Annotated in this window: 24 protein-coding genes; 13 read left to right on the forward strand and 11 right to left on the reverse strand. The window is 66.7% G+C overall.

The genetic code is table 11. The features are described from left to right. Positions 1-6 precede the first annotated feature (6 nt). Entirely contained in the window at positions 7-492 is a 486-nt protein-coding gene (locus tag E4J89_RS12680; protein WP_136786509.1) for an SRPBCC family protein, read from the reverse strand. A 251-nt stretch (positions 493-743) separates the two neighbouring features. On the opposite strand from E4J89_RS12680, the gene E4J89_RS12685 reads away from it, so the two are divergent. Genes E4J89_RS12685 through xdhC form a run of 3 tightly spaced genes read left to right on the forward strand, consistent with a single transcriptional unit; the run spans position 744 to position 5,418 of the window. Next, a complete protein-coding gene (locus tag E4J89_RS12685; RefSeq protein ID WP_136786510.1) occupies positions 744-2,201 on the forward strand; it encodes an FAD binding domain-containing protein in 1,458 nt (485 codons plus the stop codon). Next, on the forward strand, positions 2,198-4,579 hold the full coding sequence (xdhB, locus tag E4J89_RS12690) for a xanthine dehydrogenase molybdopterin binding subunit (RefSeq protein ID WP_136786511.1): 2,382 nt from the start codon (positions 2,198-2,200) through the stop codon (positions 4,577-4,579). Before E4J89_RS12685 ends, xdhB begins: the two co-directional genes overlap by 4 nt. Further along, positions 4,576-5,418 (forward strand): xanthine dehydrogenase accessory protein XdhC, encoded by an 843-nt coding sequence (gene xdhC / locus E4J89_RS12695; protein ID WP_346763383.1) that lies wholly within the window; start codon positions 4,576-4,578, stop codon positions 5,416-5,418. The genes xdhB and xdhC overlap by 4 nt, the downstream gene beginning before the upstream one ends. A 29-nt stretch (positions 5,419-5,447) precedes the next feature. On the opposite strand, the gene E4J89_RS12700 is transcribed toward xdhC, so the two are convergent. From E4J89_RS12700 to E4J89_RS12715, 4 genes are all read right to left on the reverse strand, one after another. Further along, a complete protein-coding gene (locus tag E4J89_RS12700) occupies positions 5,448-6,488 on the reverse strand; it encodes a D-2-hydroxyacid dehydrogenase (protein WP_240691875.1) in 1,041 nt (346 codons plus the stop codon). 219 nt (positions 6,489-6,707) lie between these two features. Further along, entirely contained in the window at positions 6,708-7,397 is a 690-nt protein-coding gene (locus E4J89_RS12705) for a PspA/IM30 family protein (RefSeq protein ID WP_136786512.1), read from the reverse strand. A 1-nt stretch (position 7,398) separates the two neighbouring features. Continuing rightward, positions 7,399-8,112, reverse strand: coding sequence for a hypothetical protein (locus E4J89_RS12710; RefSeq protein WP_136786513.1), 714 nt, complete (start codon positions 8,110-8,112; stop codon positions 7,399-7,401). 127 nt (positions 8,113-8,239) lie between these two features. Next, positions 8,240-8,446, reverse strand: a complete 207-nt coding sequence (locus E4J89_RS12715; protein WP_136786514.1) for a cold-shock protein — start codon at positions 8,444-8,446, stop codon at positions 8,240-8,242. 303 nt (positions 8,447-8,749) lie between these two features. Between E4J89_RS12715 and E4J89_RS12720 the strand changes: the two genes are divergently transcribed. Continuing rightward, positions 8,750-9,853 (forward strand): acyl-CoA desaturase, encoded by a 1,104-nt coding sequence (locus tag E4J89_RS12720; RefSeq protein WP_136786515.1) that lies wholly within the window; start codon positions 8,750-8,752, stop codon positions 9,851-9,853. A 106-nt stretch (positions 9,854-9,959) separates the two neighbouring features. Here E4J89_RS12720 and E4J89_RS12725 read toward each other — a convergent pair whose 3' ends face one another. From E4J89_RS12725 to E4J89_RS12740, 4 genes are all read right to left on the reverse strand, one after another. Next, positions 9,960-10,781, reverse strand: a complete 822-nt coding sequence (locus tag E4J89_RS12725; RefSeq protein WP_136786583.1) for an aldo/keto reductase — start codon at positions 10,779-10,781, stop codon at positions 9,960-9,962. 39 nt (positions 10,782-10,820) lie between these two features. Beyond that, positions 10,821-11,252: a hotdog fold thioesterase gene (locus tag E4J89_RS12730; protein WP_169304001.1), complete on the reverse strand. Its 432-nt coding sequence runs from the start codon at positions 11,250-11,252 to the stop codon at positions 10,821-10,823. A gap of 104 nt (positions 11,253-11,356) precedes the next feature. Further along, positions 11,357-11,650 (reverse strand): DUF503 domain-containing protein, encoded by a 294-nt coding sequence (locus tag E4J89_RS12735; RefSeq protein ID WP_136786517.1) that lies wholly within the window; start codon positions 11,648-11,650, stop codon positions 11,357-11,359. Positions 11,651-11,660: 10 nt separating this feature from the next. Further along, complete coding sequence (locus E4J89_RS12740; protein WP_136786518.1) at positions 11,661-12,167, reverse strand: MarR family winged helix-turn-helix transcriptional regulator; 507 nt, start codon at positions 12,165-12,167, stop codon at positions 11,661-11,663. A gap of 107 nt (positions 12,168-12,274) precedes the next feature. Here E4J89_RS12740 and E4J89_RS12745 point away from each other — a divergent pair, with 107 nt between their 5' ends. Then, positions 12,275-12,910 carry an NAD(P)-binding domain-containing protein gene (locus E4J89_RS12745; protein WP_240691876.1) on the forward strand — a complete coding sequence of 212 codons (636 nt, stop codon included), beginning with the start codon at positions 12,275-12,277 and terminating at the stop codon, positions 12,908-12,910. A 29-nt stretch (positions 12,911-12,939) separates the two neighbouring features. Continuing rightward, a complete protein-coding gene (locus tag E4J89_RS12750; RefSeq protein ID WP_136786520.1) occupies positions 12,940-13,983 on the forward strand; it encodes an LLM class flavin-dependent oxidoreductase in 1,044 nt (347 codons plus the stop codon). 54 nt (positions 13,984-14,037) lie between these two features. Here E4J89_RS12750 and E4J89_RS12755 read toward each other — a convergent pair whose 3' ends face one another. Beyond that, positions 14,038-14,640: an NAD(P)H-binding protein gene (locus tag E4J89_RS12755; protein WP_136786521.1), complete on the reverse strand. Its 603-nt coding sequence runs from the start codon at positions 14,638-14,640 to the stop codon at positions 14,038-14,040. A 72-nt stretch (positions 14,641-14,712) separates the two neighbouring features. Here E4J89_RS12755 and E4J89_RS12760 point away from each other — a divergent pair, with 72 nt between their 5' ends. The 5 genes from E4J89_RS12760 to E4J89_RS12780 all read left to right on the forward strand — a co-directional run bounded on the left by E4J89_RS12760 (position 14,713) and on the right by E4J89_RS12780 (position 18,490). Continuing rightward, positions 14,713-15,456: an NUDIX hydrolase gene (locus E4J89_RS12760; RefSeq protein ID WP_205754494.1), complete on the forward strand. Its 744-nt coding sequence runs from the start codon at positions 14,713-14,715 to the stop codon at positions 15,454-15,456. Positions 15,457-15,529: 73 nt separating this feature from the next. Next, positions 15,530-15,769 carry a PLD nuclease N-terminal domain-containing protein gene (locus E4J89_RS12765; protein ID WP_136786522.1) on the forward strand — a complete coding sequence of 80 codons (240 nt, stop codon included), beginning with the start codon at positions 15,530-15,532 and terminating at the stop codon, positions 15,767-15,769. A 252-nt stretch (positions 15,770-16,021) separates the two neighbouring features. Next, complete coding sequence (locus E4J89_RS12770; RefSeq protein ID WP_136786523.1) at positions 16,022-16,867, forward strand: ABC transporter permease; 846 nt, start codon at positions 16,022-16,024, stop codon at positions 16,865-16,867. After that, on the forward strand, positions 16,864-17,637 hold the full coding sequence (locus tag E4J89_RS12775; RefSeq protein WP_136786524.1) for an ABC transporter permease: 774 nt from the start codon (positions 16,864-16,866) through the stop codon (positions 17,635-17,637). The genes E4J89_RS12770 and E4J89_RS12775 overlap by 4 nt, the downstream gene beginning before the upstream one ends. Continuing rightward, entirely contained in the window at positions 17,627-18,490 is an 864-nt protein-coding gene (locus E4J89_RS12780) for an ABC transporter ATP-binding protein (protein WP_136786525.1), read from the forward strand. The genes E4J89_RS12775 and E4J89_RS12780 overlap by 11 nt, the downstream gene beginning before the upstream one ends. Positions 18,491-18,706: 216 nt before the next feature. Here the strand turns inward: E4J89_RS12780 and E4J89_RS12785 are convergent, their stop codons facing one another. After that, a complete protein-coding gene (locus tag E4J89_RS12785; protein ID WP_136786526.1) occupies positions 18,707-19,195 on the reverse strand; it encodes a MarR family winged helix-turn-helix transcriptional regulator in 489 nt (162 codons plus the stop codon). 122 nt (positions 19,196-19,317) lie between these two features. Between E4J89_RS12785 and E4J89_RS12790 the strand changes: the two genes are divergently transcribed. Continuing rightward, positions 19,318-20,250 (forward strand): SDR family NAD(P)-dependent oxidoreductase, encoded by a 933-nt coding sequence (locus E4J89_RS12790; RefSeq protein ID WP_136786527.1) that lies wholly within the window; start codon positions 19,318-19,320, stop codon positions 20,248-20,250. Positions 20,251-20,252: 2 nt separating this feature from the next. Beyond that, the gene (locus E4J89_RS12795) at positions 20,253-21,155 is read left to right on the forward strand and encodes an amidohydrolase family protein (protein ID WP_136786528.1); all 903 of its coding nucleotides are present in this window, start codon (positions 20,253-20,255) and stop codon (positions 21,153-21,155) included. Positions 21,156-21,174: the final 19 nt, after the last annotated feature.

Genomic DNA, 21,174 nt, shown 5'->3' on the forward strand with positions numbered 1-21,174 from the left:
GCTGCACTAGCCGGCGCTGCCTCCTCGCTTCAGAAAGGCGGCGAGATTCGCCAGGGAGGAGGCCAGCCCGGCTACGTGGTCGGTGGATGAAATGCCCGGCGGAACATTCGTGGCGGCTACGCTCACCAGTGTTCCTTCCGATTGCGCCTGCAGCTCCCACGTCATGGTCATCGTCCCGGCGAAGCCGGCCTCGTCGGACATGAACCTGATCAGCTGCACGAGTTTCTCGCCCGGGACCAGGTCAACGAACTCGACGTTGGTGACGTCCGTGGTGTCGGAGGTCTTTCCGAGGCCGGAGGCGTCCAGATAGGTCAGGACCATGCGGAAACCGCCGCCCACCCCCGGAGTGAAGTGCTCCACGCGGGCCACCATGCCCTCCGGCGGCAACCATTTTTCCAGGCTGTCGGGGTCGGTCAGGGCACTGTAGATCGTCGACGGCGGCGCGCTGATCAACAGGCTTCCCCGATCGACCCTGTGGGCGTTCTCGTCCATCATCCTGCCTCTGCGCGTCGGCGGTCTTGGGCCTTGACTGGCTTCGAGGGTAGCAGGCGCGCCGCTTTCGGTGGGGCGCGAGCCCGCCAAACGGCGGAAGCCGGGGCTCGCCGTCGTGCTCTGAAATGAGTGTTTCCTGGCAGCCATTCCCATGCCGGTCGTGACGTTTTATCATGGGCAGTTACGGTGACCAGCCGGCCGGGGAGTGCTGAGATCCAGCCCGTGTTCCGACGGCGGAGGAGCGTGAGGCAATGGAGCCGCATGAGGTGAAGGTCAACGGCGTGCCACGGGTGTTGGCCGCCGGACCGCAGGTCAGCCTGCTTGACTGGCTGCGCGGCCAAGGGCTGACCGGGGCCAAGGAAGGCTGCGCCGAAGGGGAATGCGGCGCGTGCGCGGTGCTGGTGGCGCGCGAGGACGGGCCGGACCGCACCCGCTGGACGGCCGTCAACTCCTGCCTGCCGGCGGCGCTGGCCTTCGACGGCGGGGAAGTGGTCACGTCCGAAGGGCTGGGACGCGCTCCGGGGGCCTGCAGCGCCGAGGAGCTCCACCCGGTCCAGCGCGAAATGGCGGACCGCGGCGGCTCCCAGTGCGGCTACTGCACGCCCGGCTTTGTCTGTGCCATGGCGGCCGAGTACTACAGGCCCGAACGGCAGCCCGCCGCGGAAGAGCGGGAGCCTTGCCACGGCCCCAACGGGTTTGACCTGCACGCGCTGAGCGGAAACCTGTGCCGCTGCACCGGCTACCGGCCCATCCGCGACGCGGCCTACGCCCTCGGCGCGCCGGCCGAGGCGGATCCGCTGGCCGCCCGACGTGAGGCATCGGCTCCTGCCGCCAAACGGACCCGGTTCGTCTCCAGCGGGACCGAATTCATCCGTCCCGAAACGCTGCAGGAGCTGTTGAACCGGCTGGAGCAGGATCCCGACGCCGTCCTGGTGGCCGGGGCCACCGACGTCGGGGTTGAACGCAACCTGCGGCACAGCCGCCCGCGGTTAGTGTTGGCCATTGATCGGCTGGAGGAGCTGCGCGGCCTGGACATCGCGACCGAGTACGTGGAGATCGGCGCCGCCCTCGCGCTGAGCGAAGTCGAGCAGGGGCTGGGCGGACGGGTGCCGCTGTTGAGCGAGCTCTTCCCGCAGTTCGCTTCCCGGCTGATCCGGAACAGCGCCACGCTCGGCGGCAATCTCGGCACCGGGTCTCCGATCGGCGACGCCGCGCCGGTCCTGCTGGCCCTCGACGCCACCCTGCTGCTCACTTCACCGCGAGGTGAGAGGTCAGTGGCGCTCGCCGATTACTTCACCGGCTACCGCCAGACCGCGCGCGAACCGGACGAGATCATCCGCGCCGTTCGGGTGCCGCTGCCGCTGGCTCCGATCACGGCGTTCCACAAGGTGGCCAAGCGGAGATTCGACGATATCTCCTCGGTGGCCGTCGCGTTCGCGGCCAGGTTCGACGGCGCCGTCGTCGCCGATGTGCGGATTGGGCTGGGCGGCATCGCCGCGACGCCGCTGCGGGCCAAGGCCACCGAGGATGCGCTGGCCGGCAGGGAACTGACCCGGGAGAGCGCGGCGGAGGCAGCCGCTGTCCTGGCATCCGAGGGCACCCCAATGGACGACCACCGGGCCAGCGCCCGCTACCGCGCCGCAATGCTGGAGCAGGCGATGCTGCGGTTCTATGCCGACAACGCGCCGGAACTGGAGGTGATCCGGTGACCTCCCTCGCCGACCGGCCCGACAACCCCGCCGTGGGCCAAGCCGTATCGCATGAAAGCGCGGCGCTGCACGTGACCGGAACCGCCCTCTACACGGACGATCTGGTCGGTCGGATGCGCGGATGCCTGCATGCCTGGCCGGTGCAGGCGCCCCACGCCCACGCCTACGTGACGGCGCTGCGCACCGAACCGGCGTCGGCCATTCCCGGCGTGGTCCGGGTGCTGACCGCCGCCGACGTGCCCGGCGTCAACGACGCCGGGGCCAAGGACGACGAACCGCTCTTCCCCCGCGAGGTGATGTACTACGGGCACGCCGTGTGCTGGGTGCTGGGCGAAACCGCCGAGGCCGCGCAGCTGGGCGCGGCAGCCGTGGAGGTCGATTACCAGGAGTTGCCATCACTGCTGACCCTCACCGAGGCCATCGACGCGGCCAGCTTTCAGGGAAACCAGCCGGTGGTGGCACGCGGCGACGCCGAGGCCGGGCTGAAGCGCGCGCCGCACCGGTTCAGCGGGTCGTTCGAGTTCGGCGGCCAGGAACACTTCTATCTGGAGACCCACACGTCGCTGGCGCACGTGGACGAGTCCGGGCAGGTGTTCATCCAGTCCTCCACGCAGCACCCCTCGGAGACGCAGGAGATCGTCGCCCATGTGCTGGGCCTGACCAACAGCGAGGTCACCGTCCAGTGCCTGCGGATGGGCGGCGGGTTCGGCGGCAAGGAGATGCAGCCGCACGGATTGGCCGCCGTCGCCGCGCTCGGAGCCGTGCTCACCGGGCGGCCGGTCCGGCTGCGGCTGAACCGCACCCAGGACATGACCATGACCGGCAAGCGGCATCCGATGCACGCCAGCTGGGAAGTGGGGTTCGACGACGACGGGCTCCTGCTCGCGCTGCGCGCCACCATCACGTCCGACGGCGGGTGGAGCCTGGATCTGTCCGAGCCCGTCCTGGCCCGCGCCCTCTGCCACATCGACAATGCCTACTTCATCCCCGACGTCGAGGTCCTGGGCCGGATTGCCAAGACGAACAAAACCTCGCAGACAGCCTTCCGTGGGTTCGGCGGGCCGCAGGGCATGCTGGTCATCGAGGACATCCTGGGCCGGTGCGCGCCGGCGCTGGGCATCGAGCCGGCCGAACTGCGGCGCCGCAACTTCTACGCGCCGGGCCAGAGCACACCGTACGGGCAGCCGGTCCGGCACGCCGAACGGCTGCAGGACATCTGGGCGCAGTTGTCGGTGCGGGCGGACGTGGAGCGTCGGCGGGCAGCCGTGGAGCGCTTCAACGCCAGCCACGAGCACAGCAAACGCGGCTTGGCGATGACGCCGGTGAAGTTCGGCATCTCCTTCAACTTCACGGCCTTCAACCAGGCCGGCGCGCTGGTGCACGTCTACAAGGACGGTTCGGTGCTGGTCAATCACGGCGGAACCGAGATGGGCCAGGGCCTGCACACTAAAATCCGCCAGGTGGCCGCCACCGCCCTGGGCGTGCCGCTGGACTTCGTGCGGCTGGCACCGACGCGGACGGACAAGGTGCCCAACACCTCGGCCACGGCGGCGAGTTCGGGCGCCGATCTCAACGGCGGGGCGGTGAAGCACGCCTGCGAGCAGATCCGCGAGCAACTGGCCGAAGTCGCCGCACGCAAGCTGGACACACAGCCCTACAACGTGCGCTTCGTCGACGGCCGGGTGACCAGCCTGGGCTCAGCCGAGAGTCTGTCCTTTGCCGAACTGGTGCACACCGCCTACTTCCAGCGCACACCGCTCTTCGCCGCAGGCTTCTACCGGACCGAGGGCATCCATTGGGACTCCACCCAAATGCAGGGCGAGCCCTTCAAGTACTTCTCCTACGGCGCCGCAGTCTCCGAGGTTGAGGTGGACGGCTTCACCGGGGCGTACCGGTTCCTGCGCACCGACATTGTGCACGACGTCGGCGACAGCCTGTCGCCGCTGATCGACCAGGGCCAGATCGAAGGCGCCTTCGTCCAAGGCGCCGGCTGGTTGACCCTGGAGGAACTGCGCTGGGACACGAGCGCTGGACCGGACCGGGGTCGGCTGGCCACGCAGGCCGCCAGCACCTACAAGATCCCCAGCTTTTCCGAGATGCCCGAGGAGCTCAACGTCCACCTGTACGAACGGGCCACCGAGAGCGGTGTGGTGTACGGCTCCAAGGCGGTGGGGGAGCCGCCGCTGATGCTTGCCTTCAGTGTGCGCGAGGCCATACGCGCCGCGGCTGCTGCCTTCGGACCGGCAGGCCGACCACTGGAGCTGCCCAGCCCGGCGACGCCGGAAGCCGTCTTTTGGGCTGTCCAAGAGGCGCGGGCTGCCGCGGGCAGGGGCACGCTGCCTGCGACGACGTCCGCCGCATCGGGAGCGGGCGGATGATGGACTGGCTGGCTGCGGTGCAGAACCTGCGCGACGACGGACGACCCGGTGTGCTTGCCACCGTGGTCTCCGTGCGGGGTCACGCGCCCCGCGAGGCCGGCGCCAAGATGGTCATCGCCGCAGACGCTCTCTGGGACAGCATCGGCGGCGGGAACCTTGAGGCCGAAGTGATCGACCGGGCCCGCCGCATGATCGCCGATGCGGCCGAAGCGCCCGAAACCCTGACGTTTGCGCTCAACGAGCACGCGGCGAACCAGCATGGACGCCAGTGCTGCGGCGGCGAAGTGCGGGTCCTGCTGGAGCCGCTGCGCCATGATCCGGTGGTGGCAATTTTCGGCGTCGGGCACGTGGGGTTCGAGCTGGCCCGGATCCTCTCCCGGCTGCGCCTGCGCCTGCACCTGACCGACAGCCGGGCCGGGCAGCTCGATCCGCTCCGGCTGGCCGACGTGACTGCCGGCAGCGCCACCGTCACGGTCCACCACACCCCGGCACCGGAGACTGTGCTGCAGGCCTTGCCGGCCGGCTCGCACGTTTACATCATGACCCACGACCACGCCGAGGACTTCCTGCTGTGCGACGCCGCACTGCGCCGGGGCGGCCTGGATGTGGGCCTGATCGGCTCGACGGCAAAATGGGCCCGGTTCCGGCAGCGGCTCCGCGCGGAAGGGCATGACGACGTCGACTCCATCCGCTGCCCCATCGGCTTGCCCGGCACCGGCGGAAAGGCGCCCGCCGCCATCGCCGTCGGGGTCGCCGCGGAACTGCTCGGCAGGCTGGGCAGCGCAGTGCCGGAAGCTTCCGGGCCGGCGCCCCGCGCGGTTTCGAAGCTTCCGGAATAGCCGGCACCGAGGGCGGCTCCCAAACAGGTCTAGGACGGCGCGGCGAAGCCCAGCTTCTTGTCGATCACGTTCTCCAGCGGCTGCTGCTGGGCGTAGCGGCCGAAGTTGTCCGCGAACTGCCCGGCGAGCTGCGGCAACCAGCCCCGGGCGTCGCCGCTCAGGTGAGGGGAGATGATCACGTTATCCATCGACCACAACGGGTGGTCGGCCGGCAGCGGTTCGACGTCGAACACGTCCAAGGCAGCTCCGGCGATGGCTCCGGCCTGCAACGCCTCCACCAATGCCTGGGTATCCACGCTGGCACCGCGGCCCACGTTGATCAGCCGGGCCGTGGGCTTCATGGCCTTCAGCACGGGGGCATCGATGAGGTGCCGCGTCTGTTCGGTCAACGGTGCCACCATCACCACCCAGTCAAAGCCACCGACGACGTCGGCCAGCTCGGACGATGCGTATATCTCGCCGAAATCCTCATCACCGCTGCGGGAGGTGCGCCCGGCCCCAGCGACGTGCAGGCCCATGGCTTTGAGCACGCGGGCAATCTCGCGGCCGATCGACCCGGTGCCGACGATGAGCGCCCGGCCGGATTCCAGCCGTTCGGTTTCCCTGTGCTGCCAGGTCCGCTCCCGCTGCAGAGACAGCAGGCCCGGCAGGTTCTTGGCGAAAGCCAGCATCCCGGCGAGCACGAACTCCGCCATCGGACGGTCGAAGATGCCGCGGGCGTTGGTGACCACCACGCCTGATTCCCGCAAGTCGTCGAACAGGAGCTTGTCCACGCCGGCGGCCACCACGTGAATCCACTCCAGCGAGCCGGCGGCATGCCAGGCATCCTCCAGCGCGGAGGAGAAGAAGTCCCAGAGCAACAGCACCTGCGCCCCCTCCAGCGCCTCGGCCAGTTGGTCCGCAGTGGCATACCGGACTTCGGCGGCAGCTTCCACATCCTCCATGCCCGGCGGGAGGTTGTCCTTGTACAGCACGGCGACCACCGGCTTGTCGGTCGGCCTCGGGGCGGTCTCCCGGTCGCCGGCCTCGAAGGCCTGGTGTTCCGTCAAGGTCTCCTGCATCTCGGCCATCCTCCACCTTTTCCGTTGCCGCATGGGCCCTGGGCTCGGGGCCGTGACCATCCTAGAGGAGTGCGCGGTGTCGGAGCTCAGAACTGCGCGGCGTCGAGGAGGGCCCGCGATGCGCTCAAACATCCGGTTGCCGTTGAATGATTCCGTGGGCACCTGTCAGCGCACCGCTTGCAGGGCCGCCAAGAACGGGACGGGAGTGCGGTCCTACCACCCAGGCTGTCACCTGCGGGGCGGCTGGTTGCCTTTGGTCTTGAGTTCTCCCAGCTGGCCCTCGACTTCGGCGCTGGCCTCCAGCCATTCGAACGCGGCCTGTACCTGGGGCGAATCCGGGTCCGACCAGGCGATTTCATTCCGGGCCGCGGCCTCTGCCTCGATCCGACGGGTCTCGCGCTCGGCCTCGCGGGCAGCCGACTGCATGTCGGTTGCGCTGCCGGCTGCTGCCGACGCGGCCTGCTGCATGCCCAGCGTGGCCTGGGCCACGCTGTGGCGGGCTTGCAGAGCCTGGAACTGCATCCGGCTTTCGTCGATCCGGAGGGACAGCCGGCCCAGCTCGCCGTTCAGTTGCCGCCACTGTTCGGCCATGCGCTCGTACTGGCGGGAGAGCGCTTGCACGCGCTTGGACGCGGTGATGCTGCGGTGCAGGGCCTCGCGGGCGCCGTCGTCGTCGCCCCTGGCCACGCACTCTTCGGCGTAGCGGTCGCAGTAGGCCTGCTCGGCTTTGGCCTCGTCAAGCAGCAACTCGATCCGCCGGCAGTCAGCGGCGATGTCGGCAACGCTGCGGCGGGCTTGGTCCACGGCGTCGTACTGCTGTTGCTGGCTTGCAGCGATAGTGGCCATCGGATCCACCGGCGGTTCTTTGGCGGTGCGGTTGGCACGGATAATGCGTCCGATACGGCGTTTGATGGACACATCAGCTCCTAGAGGGGTTGGGCCGGCGTTGCGCCGGGGCGGACCGGCGGCGCGGCTGGGCGCCCAGCCATCCGTGTGGCGGGACAGGAGCGCCGTGACCGCTAGGGGTGCCGTAGCCGCCAGGAGTGCCGCGGTAGGACGAAGACCACGCTTGCAGCGCCTCGATTTCGCGGGACAAGTGCCTGCCGGCGAGTTCCAACTGTTCGGCGTCGGCGGAATAGCCGGCCTCCATCAAATGCTGCCGCAGTTCGCCGGAAAGCCGGTTCAGTTGGTCCGTCCGGGCCGCCAAGCTGGTGGCCAGGGAACGCTTGACGCTAGGCTCCGGCTCTCCTTCGGCCAGCTTCAGTTGTTCATCCAGAGTCCTGGATGCGGCCTGGAGCCGGTCCGCTACCAGCGGCAGTTCGCCGACCGGGCGGCCCTCCGCGAAAGCGGCGGCCAGAGCACGTCCCGTCGCGTCGGCCGAGCGCTGCAGGCCGAGCCGTTGCCGCGCAAGGCGGCGGCCGGCGTCGTCCTTGGTGTAGCTGCGCACCGTGAGGGTCCCCGTGCGCAGCCCGTTCCGGAGCAGGCTGGATCGCCGGATCCGCCGAATCAGCAGCCATGTACCTACGGCAACTGCCGTGCCGAAGCACAGCATGGTGATGCCGGTGAACAGGAGGATCTGCAGGACCATGTCAGCCAGGAAGGATCCGGAACTCGCGGTCGCCGTCATGCTCATGCCTCAAGTTTGCCCCCGAAGGACCGGTTCCTGCCAGTACGAGGAAAAGTCCGGGAAAACAATGGAGCCGGCTCCCTTGCGGGAACCGGCTCCATCAGAAGACTAGTGCGGCGTTGCCGCTGCCGTCTTAGAGGCCGCGGATGTTGGCAGCCTGCAGACCCTTGGGGCCCTGCACGGTTTCGAATTCGACCTTCTGGTCTTCGCGCAGCTCGCGGTATCCGCCATTGTTCTCGATAGCCGAGTAGTGAGCGAAAACGTCGGCCGAGCCGTCGTCCGGAGCGATGAAGCCGAAGCCCTTTTCAGAGTTAAACCACTTGACGGTTCCAGTTGCCATTTTGTACTCCTCCGAGTAATTTCACGATCCGCGGACTTCACGAATCGCTTGCAGCGGTGTTTTTTCGTCCGCCGTTCAGAGAAGCACAAGCCCTTCGGTGAAGGGCCCGTTGCTCAAAATCAAATGCGCAACACAACAACTACAAGTTTCACAGTACACGATAGCTGCGGGGATGCCGAATGGCACTACCACGGACTGCCGCGTTCAGCGTCCGTTCAGCAAGGCCGCGTAGAGTGATCTTCATCTACGGGGTATCTGCCCACTAAAGCGGCTGGGAAGTCGGACCCAACCACCGAAGGCCGCATGAACTTATCTGTATCTCCACCTGCAACCTCCACCCGCACTAGGCGGGGTTCGGCGGCAGCCACTGGCTACTCCCAACTCCTGAATACTGTCCGGGACGCCGGCCTCCTCAGGAAGCGCCGCGGCTTCTACATCAGCCTGTTCGTGGCGCTGGCTTTGGGGCTCGGCGGTGCGGTCACCGGCTTTGTGCTGCTGGGCCACAGCTGGTTCCAGCTGCTGATTGCAGCGGCACTCGGGATCCTGTTCACGCAGTTGGCGTTCCTGGCCCACGAGGCCGCCCACCGGCAGGTCTTCGAATCCGGACCCGCCAACGACCGGGCCGGAAGGTTCCTGGCCAACGCCGTGGTGGGAATCAGCTTCCAGTGGTGGATGAATAAGCACAGCCGCCACCATGGCAACCCCAATACGATCGGCAAAGACCCGGACATCGAACAGGACACTATTTCGTTTCTGCCCGAGCAGGCGGCCGAGCGGAAAGGCCTGATGGCCTGGTTTACCCGCCGCCAGGGCTACCTGTTTTTCCCGCTGCTGATGCTCGAGGGCATCAACCTGCACGCCACGTCGATCAGGTCGCTGTTTGCCCGCGGCCAGGTCAAGGGCCGCAAGCGGGAACTGTCCATTCTCTTCGCCCGGCTGTCGCTCTACATCGCCGCGATCTTCATCTTCCTGCCCACCGGGATGGCCTTCGCCTTCATCGGGGTCCAGTTGGCCGTCTTCGGGGTGTACATGGGCGCGTCGTTCGCCCCGAACCATAAGGGCATGCCGTTGATCCCCAAGGATTCCAAGGTGGACTTCCTCAGCCGCCAGGTCTTGACCAGCCGCAACATCATCGGTCGGACCCGGCTGGGGAGCGGTTCCATCAACGCCCTTATGGGTGGGCTGAACTACCAGGTGGAGCACCACCTCTTCCCCAGCATGCCGCGGCCCAATCTGGCCAAGGCCGCCGAGATCGTGCGCGAGTACTGCGCCACGCACAAGATCCCGTACACGGAAACCTCGCTGCCCAAGTCCTACGGAACGGTGGTCCGGTACCTGAACAAGGTGGGGCTCTCCGCCCGGGACCCGTTCGACTGCCCGATGGTGGCCCAGTACCGCCGGCTCTAGTAGCGCTCAGGACGTTCCCGGCTCGAAGGACTGTACCGATAACGCCCGCTTCCCGCGCGGAGATGGGCGTTATCGGTACAGTCGTTTTCGTTGAGGCGGGTCCGCTCTAGAGCTGGGTGAAGGCAGCCGTGGCCGGATCGGCCCCGATACGGCCGCCGGCATCAAGCGCCGTGATGGCGGCCAGGTCCTCCGCATCGAGCGTGAGCCGTGCTGCGGCCAGGTTTTGCGCTATCCGGTCCGGGTTGGCGGACTTGGGGATCACGATGTTCCCGTTGGCCAGATGCCAGGCGAGCACCACCTGGGCCGGAGTGGCCAGGTACTTTGCTGCGATGGCGGTGACCGTCCGGCCCTCCAGATCGGCGCCCTGGCCCAGTGGGCTGTAGGCCTCGACGGCGATGCCGTGCCTGCGGCTGAGCGCTGCCACATCGCGCTGCTGGAAGGTCGGGTGGATCTCGATCTGGTTGACCGCCGGCACCGTGCCCCCGGCGGCCAGCAGCGTCTCCAGGTGGTCGGTCATGAAGTTGGAGACGCCGATGGCCCGGCTCAGGCCCTCGGTGTAGATCTCCTCAAGCACCTGCCAGGCCTGTACGTAAAGGTTCTGCGACGGCACCGGCCAGTGGATCAGGTACAGGTCCACGAAGTCCAGGCCGAGTGCGCGCAGGCTGGCGTCGAAAGCTTCCCTCGCGGTCGCTTGTTCGCCGTTGCGCAGTTTGGTGGTGATGAACAGGTCCTCGCGGGCAATCCCGCTGGCCTTGATCGCGGCGCCGACGCCGGACTCGTTGCGGTACGCGGCGGCCGTGTCGATGTGGCGGTAGCCCGCCTCGAGCGCAGCCTCGACCGCCTGCTGGGTTTCGGCCGGCGGCACCTGGAAGACGCCGAAACCCAGTTGCGGGATGGCGACGCCGTTGTTGAGGTCGATGGTGGGCACAGTGACCACAGGATGCTCCTTCGTACAGGGGATGTGGAACTACTTTTTCGGGACCAGCACGCCGTACACGCGCAGTTCGGCCAGATGCTGTCCGTCCTGGTCGTGGATGGAGATGTCCACGATGTTGTTGCGGCCGAAGCGGGTGCGCTCGATGCCGGTGGCGATCAGGCGTGAATCCGCCGCACCGGGTGCAATGTAGGTAATTTCGGCCTGCCGGGAGACGGACGGGCGGCCCAGCGATTCGCACACAAACGCGAAGCAGGTGTCGCCCAAGGTGAAGAGATAGCCACCGTGCAGGATGTGGTGGCCGTTCAGCATGTAGTCTTGGACGGCCATGGCCATGACCACGCGGCCCTCTTCGGCCTCGAGCACTTCAATGCCGAGGTGCTGTGATGCTTTGTCAGACGCGTAGCGGTGGCGGACCAGGTCCTCGACCGTGGCAAACTGCGCGTTGGGGGCAGGGGTGGTCAACGGTGTCCTCCCGGACGTGGCATGGATCATTGGCGTGATCCACGCTACCAAGCCCGGACCCCTGATCACGCGCCCGGCATTGCTCTGCAACCCGCCGCCGGGGCTCAGTCCTCGCTGGAGAGGATCTTCCGCCGTGTGCTCAGCAGGTCGACGCCCGGCCGGTAGGCGATGTAGTTTTCGGCTGTGTCCAGCACGTGCACCACGTGCGCCCGGTCGGCGCCGACCAAACCGATACCCAGTTCCGCCCGGCGGTAGAGGTTCTGCTGGCCGACCTCGGCCACGGAAAGGTCGAACCGCTTCCGCACTTCGGCGATGATCGGTCGCAGTACCGAGCGTTTTTCCTTCAGCGAATGGACATCCCCCAGGAGCAGGTCGAACTCAATCCAGCCGATCCACATGCGGACGAGTCTAGGGCAGGTGGTCCATCGCTTCACACGGGTTGGAGTTCGGTTGAGCCCGGTGGATCTCCATGGCGAGCCGTTGGATGAGGCCGGACAACAGGCTCACCTCGTCCGCCGCCAGGCTGGACAGCAGGCCTTGCTCAGCGGCATCCAGGCGCCTCTCGTACGTCGACAGCACTGTGCGCCCTTGCCCGGTCGGGACGATCTTGCGGGCCCGCCGGTCGTTGGCCGCGGGAACGCGTTCCACCAGCCGGGCAGCCACCAGTCTGTCCAAGAGGTACGTCAGCACCGTGCGGTCAATCGCCAAGTGTGCGCCGAGTGCCTGTTGGTTCGGCGGATCCCGGTGGACGACGGCGGAAAGCACCTGGTAGCCGCGGATCCCCTCGGGCATGCCGGCGACTGCCTCCTCGAACCGGGACTGGTATCCGCGCAGCACCATGCCCAGATTCCAGCCGAGATCGCCGGGAATCGCGTCGGGCCGTGGGATATCGGCCGCTGCAGGGGCTCCTGTCATGGGACACATCATAACCGGTTACACGAAGTTGCACAGATATTCTGTCGAGAATATAGTCTGTCCAGCCACATATTTTTTACTGACTGGAGTTGGCCGTGGAGCTTGGCGTGATTGGCATTCTGGGAGCGGGGCAGGTGGGGACGGCTGTGGCGCGGCAGGCGCTCAAGGCCGGATATCGCGTGAAGATCGCCACGGCTAAACCGGCAGCCGAGATCGCCTTGCTGGCCGAGATCATCACGCCGGGAGCAGAAGCGGTCGATGCAGCCGAAGCTGCGGCGGCGGACCTCGTCGTCGCGGCCGTTCCCCTGCACAAGTACCGCACGCTGCGTCCGGATCTGTTGGCCGGAAGGACCGTCGTCGACGCCATGAACTACTGGGCGCAGACCGACGGTGTGATTGCCGACTTCGACGACGAGCGCGGCAGCAGCGAGGTCATCCAAGAGTTCCTGGCGGGCGCGCGCCTAGTGAAATCGCTGAACCACATTGGTTATCGAGAGCTTGAGGTGGACGCCCGCGAACCCGGATCCGCCGACCGGCGCGCCCTGGCTCTTGCCTCCGACGACGACGACGCCAAGGCGGTGGTTGCCGGATTCATCGACCGGCTCGGCTATGACCCGATCGATGCCGGTCCGCTGTCGGCCGGCCGCGTCTTCCAGCCTGGGACCACCATCTTCAATGCGGCCCATACGGCCAAACAACTCCGAGGTCTCTTGGCCGAGGCAAACGAACCCGCCCGCCCCTGACGACGTCAGTGAACAGAACAGGACACACCATGGAAATCGGCGCTTACAGCTTCGGCGACACGCAGCTTAACCCGGACGGCTCGCAGCGCGGGACGTCCGAGGCAGTCCGCAATCTCTTCGAGGCGATCGTCCAAGCTGATCACGCTGGCCTGGATTATTTCGGAATCGGCGAACACCACACCACCAGCATGCCCGCGTCCTCACCGGGCGCGATCGTGGCAGCAGCCGCGGCTGCGACGAAGCAGATCAAGCTCGGCAGCGCGGCCAGCATCATTTCCACCGACGATCCCGTTCGCGTCTTCCAGCAGTTCGCCACGGCCGACGCGATTTCCGGCGGCGGCCGGATCGAGATCACCGCGGGCCGCGGTTCGTCGGTCGAGACCTTCCCGCTCTTCGGCTACGACCTGGGCGACTACGACGAACTGTATGCGCAGAAGCTGGACCTGCTGATGACCATCAACAACAGCGCCACGCCCGAAGTGAACTGGGACGGCTCCCGGCGGCCGGCCATCACGAACCTGGCCGTGGTGCCGCGCCCCGCCGCCGGGCCGATGCCCATCTGGTTGGCCACCGGAGGCAACGCAGGTTCTTCGGCCCGGGCCGGTCAATTAGGGCTGCCGGTCTCCTACGGGATCATCGGCGGGGCACCGCACCGGTTCGCGCCGCTGGCCGAGCTTTACCGTCGCAGCGCTGCACAGGCGGGCCATTCGGGTCCGGAGATCAAGGTGTCCGTGGCAGCGCTGGGCCTGGTGGCCCCGACCAAGCAGGAGGCCCTAGACAGGTTCTACCCGGGCTGGCACAACCTCAATGTGGAAATGGGGCGGCTGCGCGGCTGGCCCGCCCCGGACAAGCGCGCCTTCCTGGCCCAAGCCGAGGCCCCGGGCGCCTATTACGTGGGCAACCCGGACGAAGTCGCCGAGCGCATCGTCCACCTGCACGGCCATCTGGGGCACATGCGCCACTTCCTCCAGACCGACATCGGCGGGCTGCCGCATGAGCACCTGCTCGAATCCATCCAGCTGCTGGCCACCGAGGTGAAGCCGCGGGTCGAACGCCTGCTGGCCCGGAAATAGGCGAGGCAGGGTGCCGGCACTCCGCAGCGCCGGCACCCTGTCACCGAGAATGTCCTAGTTGGCTACGGTGAAGCGCCGGTTTTCATGCTGCGGGTTTTCCAGCTCATCGAGCACCGCCACGGCGAAGTCCTGCGTGGAGACGCTCTCGCCGGCGGGTGAATCGGCGCCCAGCTTATAGCTGCCGGTGCGCTCGCCGGGCGCGATCTGCGGCGCGGGAGCCAGCATGGTCCATTCCAGGCCGGACGCGGAGCGGTACAGTTCCAGAACTTCGGCCATGGTGGTGGCCTCGGGCTTGTAGTCCTCCGGGAAGCCGGGCAGGTCCTTCAGCTGCACGCCGTCCACCTCGGTGGCGCCGGCGCCACCCACCACGAACAGCCGCGCCGGGATGAGGGTCTCGGAGATCGCCTCGTGCGCATCCACGAACGGCGCGTGGGACTCGCCGGTGCGCGACGGCGGGATGGAAAGGACGACGACGTCGTGCTCGCCGGCAACCTGCTTGTAGGTCTTCACGTCGGAGAGCTCCGCCGCCAGGGTGGATGCGCCATCCATCGCGGTGCCGCTGCGCGAAATCGCGGTGACCTGGTGGTCGCGGCGCAATGCCTCTGCGGTGATCTGGCTGCCGACCATGCCGGTGGCGCCGTAGACGGCAATCTTCATCTGGAAGTCCTCTCATGGGGTGAAACGGTCGGCTGGCACTCTCGTTTCAACCACGGACCTAAGCTAGAGGACGTGGACAACACGGTGGACAGCCAGGCGAACCAAGCGGAGCTGGCGGCAACAGTCGTCTTGTTGCGCGACAGCGCGGACGGACTCGAGGTCCTGATGCTGGAACGGCCTGGCAAGGGAACCTTCGCAGGGGCCTGGGTATTCCCCGGCGGCAAGGTGGATCCGGACGACTATCTGGAAGCCGAGGCGGAAGCCGGCGTCCCCGCCTCGCCGGGCACCGCCGTCGTCAATGGCCTAGCCAAGCAACTGGCCGCGGCGAGGAATGCCGGGGTGCGCGAGACGTTCGAAGAAACCGGGCTGCGGATTGCCGGGCAGGAGCTGGTGCACCTGTCCAACTGGGTGCCCCGGCACAGCCTGGTTCGCCGCTTCCAAACATGGTTCTTCCTGGCCGCAGCGCCGGACGGAGAGGTCCAGCTGAACGACGACGAGTTGGCCGGCTACGCGTGGATGTCGCCAGCCGAGGCACTCCGCCGGCACCAGGCCGGCAGCATGCAACTGGTCCCGCCCACCTGGGTCACGCTGCACGAACTGAGCGGCTTCGCAACGGTGTCCGACGCCCTGGCTGCGGTCCGCGGCGCGCGGCCCTTCGACTTTGAAAGCCACGTGATCGATGATCCGGCCACCGGCCAGATCATCGTTTGGGCGGGCGACGATGCGTACCCCGGGCCCGGGCCGGCGGCGTCCGCCGGGGCACGGCACCGGCTCTCCACCGGGTCGCTGCCGTGGCGGTACGAACGGGACCACTAAACCCCTATTCCGCCCGCCGATGCGCGCCTCTAGACTTGTGGCACCTGCTGCCTGCATAGACCGGGAGACCGCCATGAAGAACGCACTTACGAGGGCCACCAAGAAAAAGTCCTTCAAGGACCTGAGCACCGGCCAGAAGCTGCGGGTTGGCCTCACCGCCGCGGTGCAGATCGCCCTGCAGACCGCCGCGCTGAGGGACCTGAAGAAGCGGCCGGCCGCCATGGTCAACGGGCCGAAGCCGGCGTGGTTCGCGGCGTCGTTCCTCAATTTCGTTGGCCCTGCGGCCTACTTCCTCTTCGGCCGCAAGCGCTGAATCCCTAAACACAATCCGTTGAATATTTCAATCCACTGCTCCTAAACCCCGTCAAACACTGTCTTGTGGTTTCGGCTGGGTAACGATGCCCTAGAGTGTTTGACGTCACGAAGTGGCATCGACCACACTTGAAATAGTGAACGCGTGTTCGGTCAGCGAACAAGTGGTCTGTATCCCCGTTCTCCTCGGGGCAGAAGGAGTGGAAATGAAATGTGCGCTGAATAGGGCGCCGCACCGGGATGAGTTGCTGTCATGAGCGCTCCGACGGTGACAACAGACAGCCAGGGTGCCGCGGCCAGCCGGCCGCGCAAGCGCCCTGCGAAGAAGCGCCCCACCAAGCAGTTGCTGGGGCTGGCCGGTATTTTGGCGTTCTTGCTGGTGTGGGAATTGGTGCCGCGGGTGGGGATTGTGGAAGCGCGCTTCCTGCCGCCGGCGTCCGATGTCATCGCGATGCTGTTCAACGATTTCGGGTTGACGGCTTTCTGGGTGGCGGTGGGCGAGACCATGTTGGCGTGGTTCCTGGGCCTGTTGATGGCCGTGCTGCTGGCAGTGGTGCTTGGGTTCATCATCGGTTCGTCCAACTTCCTGCGGAAGGTCACTAACTCCACGGTGGAGTTCCTGCGCCCGATTCCGTCGGTGGCACTGATTCCGCTGGCCGTGCTGCTGTTCGGCGTGAAGATCGAGTCCTCGCTGATGCTGATCGTGTACGCGTCGTTCTGGCAGGTCTTCATCCAGGTGCTGTACGGGGTGGCCGACGTGGACAACGTGGCCATGCAGACCGCCAAGTCCTACGGGTTGGGCCGGTTCGCCCGCGTCCGTTACGTGGTGTTCCCGACGGCGCTGCCGTACCTGATGACCGGCGTGCGGTTGGCGGCGGCGGTGGCGCTGATCCTGGCGATCACGGCCGAGCTGGTGATCGGTTCCCCGGGCCTGGGCAGGGAAATCTCGCTGGCTCAGTCCGGCGGAGCGATTTCCGGGATGTATGCGCTGGTGCTGGCCACCGGTTTGATCGGTGTGCTGATCAACCTGGTGATGCGCTTCATTGAGCGCAAGACGTTGTCCTGGCATTCCTCCATCCGTTCCGAGGTGATCGTGTGAAAATCCTGAAAGGCATTGCCTACGGGCTGGCCCTGCCGGTCATCCTGGTCCTGATTTGGTGGGCCTCCACGCTGGGCACCACGAACTTTTTTGTTCCGACGCCGGCGACGCTGTCCGAAGCGTTCGCCGAGACTTGGTTCGGCGAACGGATTTTCTCCGACGTGCTGCCCTCCATCGGCCGGCTGCTGGTCGGTGTGATCGCGGCAATCGTGCTCGGTATCGCTGCCGGCCTGTTGATCGGTTCGGTCAAGTGGCTGCGTGACTTCACCGAACCGGTGCTGGAGTTCTTCCGGGCAATCCCGCCGCCGGTGCTGATTCCGGTCCTGATGCTGCTGATGGGCATCACCGACTCGATGAAGGTTGTAGTCATCATTTCCGGCTGCATCTGGCCGGTGCTGCTGAACACGATCGAGGGTGTCCGCGCCATCGACTCGGTGCTCTCGGATTCGGCCCACACCTACGGGATCGGGGGCTTCGCCCGGGTGCGTTACCTGGTGCTGCCGTCCGCGGCCCCGCAGATCATGGCCGGTGTCCGCCAGTGCCTGTCGATCGGTTTGATCCTGATGGTCATTTCCGAAATGTTCGCCTCGTCCGAGGGGCTGGGCTTTACCATCGTGCAGTTCCAGCGTTCCTTCGCGATCCCGGAGATGTGGTCCGGCATTGTGGTGCTGGGCCTGATCGGTGTTGCGATGTCACTAATTTTCCAATGGACCGAGCGCAGGATCCTGCGCTGGTACCACGGCCTGCGAGAGGTAGAAAATGCAGCCTGAAACCACTCCCGTTTCCACCGGCAGGACCCTGCCCGAAGGCCAGGCAATGCTCTCGGTCCGCGGCGTCAAGAAGGTCTACCACACCGACGGCGGCGACATCGAGGCGGTGCGCAACCTGACCTTCGACCTGAAGGCGGGGGAGCTGGCCTGCCTGGTCGGTCCGTCCGGTTCCGGCAAGACCACCCTGCTCAAGTGCATCTCCGGGCTGCTGGCCCCGACCGAGGGCGAAGTGCTGCTGGACGGCGCCCGAGTGACCGGCCCGCCGAAGAAGATGGCGGTGGTGTTCCAGGAATACGGCCGCTCGCTGTTCCCCTGGATGCGGGTCCGCGAGAACGTGGAACTGCCGCTGAAGAACGCCGGCATGGGCAAGGCCGAGCGGGACAAGCTGGTGGACGAGGCCCTGGAGGCCGTCGGCCTGGACCACGTGCCGCAGTCCTACCCCTGGCAGCTGTCCGGCGGTATGCAGCAGCGCGTGGCGATCGCCCGTGCCGTGGCCTACCAGCCCGAGGTGCTGCTGATGGACGAGCCGTTCGCGGCCGTTGACGCGCAGACCCGCGCCGACCTGGAGGACCTGATCCGCACGGTCTGGAAGAAGCTCGGCGTGACCGTCCTGTTCGTCACCCATGACATCGACGAATCGGTGTACCTGGGCCAGCGCGTGATCATCCTGTCCTCCTCGCCGACCGTGGTCCAGGAAGACCTGGAGATCGACCTGCCGGACGAGCGCGACCAGCTCAACACCCGCGCCCTGCCGCGGTTCACCGAGCTGCGCCACCACGTGTACGAGCAGATCCAGCGCGCCAAGCAGGGCCACCGCCCCGCCGCCGCCACCCAGGCCGGCAGCGCAAGCTAGCCAGGCCCGATAAACGCCGGAGCCGGCCGTTTCCTTCGCGGAAGTGGCCGGCTCCGCTGCTTAACCGAGGTCCTGGCCTGAAATCGACTGTTGAGATAACGCCCTTCTCAGCGCCTTGGGTTCTAGCGGTCGATGGAGGGGAGAGGGCGGTTGGGCAGGGGCGCATGGGGCCTCGGGGAGAGGGGGCGCCTGGCGGGGAAGCACCCCTGCCGGGTGTCAGAAGGCGATGCGGCGGAGCAGGTCGCGCAGCGTCTCGCGTTCCTGCTCGTTGAGGGCCGACAGCGAGTGGTCCGAGGCCTGCTGGACAATGGCCTCGGCCCGCTTGTAAAGCCGGCGGCCGGCAGCCGTGGGGGCGATGACTTTGGACCGGCGGTCGCGCGGATCGGCTTCCCGTGTGACGGCGCCGCGCTTCTCCAGCTGGTCCACCAGGGCCACGATCTGGCTGGGGTCCAGGCTCAGGAAGTCTGCCAGTTCGCGCTGCGAGGGATTCTGCCCACTGCAGGCCAGCGAGAGGACCGAATAGGACCGCACCTTCAGATCAAGCTCGGCCAGCATGTTGTTGGCCCGGCCCGAGCCCAGCGACCGCGCCCGGGCAGTAAGGAATTCGATCTCGCTGGCCAGATCCGTGCTGTACAGCCGCTCGACGCCGTTTCCTGCCGTGGGCTGGCTGGAGGTGGCCGCCTCGGCCGTGGTTGGTGCGGGCATGGTCCCTCGCTACGTCTTGATGCCTGAAAATATGATTGACTTTTTCAATCATATGGGTTGTCATTGGTTTCAGACCAGCATAAACCCATGCACCCCTCAAGTGCAGGAACAAGGAGCATCAAATGTCACTGGCCGGAAAAGTAGCCATCGTCACCGGAAGCGGCCGCGGCCTCGGCCTGGCCTACGCACAGGAGCTTGCCCGCCAGGGCGCCGCCGTCGTCGTCAATGATGTTGATGCACAGGTGGCCGAGGAAGCCGTCGCCAGCATCACGGCCGCCGGTGGCAAGGCCACCGCCGTCGTCGCTCCGGTGGGCTCCACCGAGACTGCCAAGCAGTTGGTGAGCACCGCCGTCGAGGCCTTCGGCGGGCTGGACATCTTGGTGACCAACGCCGGCGTGCTGCGGGACAAGTCGCTGCTGAAGATGACGGATGAGGACTTCGACCTGGTGATCAACGTGCACCTGCGCGGCACCTTCACCTGCGTCCGCGAGGCATACGCGTACTTCAAGGAAAACGGCGTGGCCGGCCGAATCATCACCATCGGCTCGCCCACCGGGCAGCGCGGCAACTTCGGCCAGACCAACTACGCCGCCGCGAAGGCCGGCATTGTGGGCATGGTCCGCACCTGGGCGCTGGAGATGAAGAGGGCAGGCGTCACCGCCAACGCCATCATCCCGGTGGCCGCCACGGCAATGACCAAAACCGTGCCGTTCTTCCAGAAGGCGGTGGAGGCCGACGAACGCGGCGAGGCGATGCCGGACTTCTTCCGCAAGGATCTGGGCTTTGGCACGGCCGACGACGTTGCAGGCCTGGTTGCCTACCTCGCCTCCGATGCGGCTGGCGCGGTGACCGGCCAGGCGATCGGCGTGGGCGGCGACCGGCTGCAGCTGTGGTCGCACCCGGAGGCCGTGGCCACCGAGTTCCAGGACGGCGGCTGGACCTATGCTGAGCTGGGCGAGCGCTTCGAGGACCTGTTCGGCGGCCGGCTGCAGAGCGTGGGCGAAGAATTCCCCGAACTGCCGGCCGAACTGCAGCCTGAGCCGGCGGCGAAGTAGCGATGGCACCCGTGCGCTACGAACTGGGCCTGGATGTCGCCTCGCTGACCGCGATCGATATGCATGTGCATGTCGAGATCGACGGCCACGGGCACGTCTCGTTGCCGCAGGAACTGATGGACGCCTCGAGCAAGTACTTCAAGGCCGAGGAGCGGACCCCGTCGCTGGATGCGATTGCGGCCACCTACCGGGAGCTCAAGATGGCCGCCGTAGTGTTCACCGTGGACGCCCGGACCCGGTTGAAGCACCAGCCGAACAGCATCGAGGATATTGCCGAGGGGGCGGCCCGGAACAACGACGTGCTGATCCCGTTCGGCTCGGTTGATCCGCTCACCGGCGCCGAAGCTATCGACCGGGCGAAGCTGCTGGTCGAGGACTACGGCGTGCGGGGGTTCAAATTCCACCCCAGCTTGCAGGGCTTCAACCCGTCCGACGAACGGTACTACCCGCTGTGGGAGGCGCTGGAGTCGCTTGGCCTGCCGGCCGTTTTCCATACCGGGCAGAACGGCATGGGTGCCGGCACCCCCGGCGGGTCCGGGATCAAGCTGGGCTACTCCAACCCGCTGCTGCTGGACGAGATCGCCGCGGACTTCCCCCAGTTCCAGATCATCATGGCGCACCCGTCGGTGCCCTGGCAGGATGAGGCCAACTCCATTGCCACGCACAAGTCGAACGTGTTCATCGACCTGTCCGGCTGGTCGCCGAAGTATTTCCCGGAGTCGCTGGTGAAGCTCTCCAACTCGGTACTGCAGGACAAGGTGCTCTTCGGCACCGACTACCCGCTGATCACCCCGGAGAAGTGGCTGGGTGCCTTCGCGGACCTGCCGCTGAAGGACGAGGTGCGGCCGAAGATCCTGAAGGACAACGCCGTGCGGTTGCTGGGGCTGGACGGGGCACAGCGATGAGCGCCGTCGCCGCAGAGAG

It is taken from the genome of Arthrobacter sp. CAU 1506 (genome assembly GCF_005047635.1).
Lineage (GTDB): Bacteria > Actinomycetota > Actinomycetes > Actinomycetales > Micrococcaceae > Crystallibacter.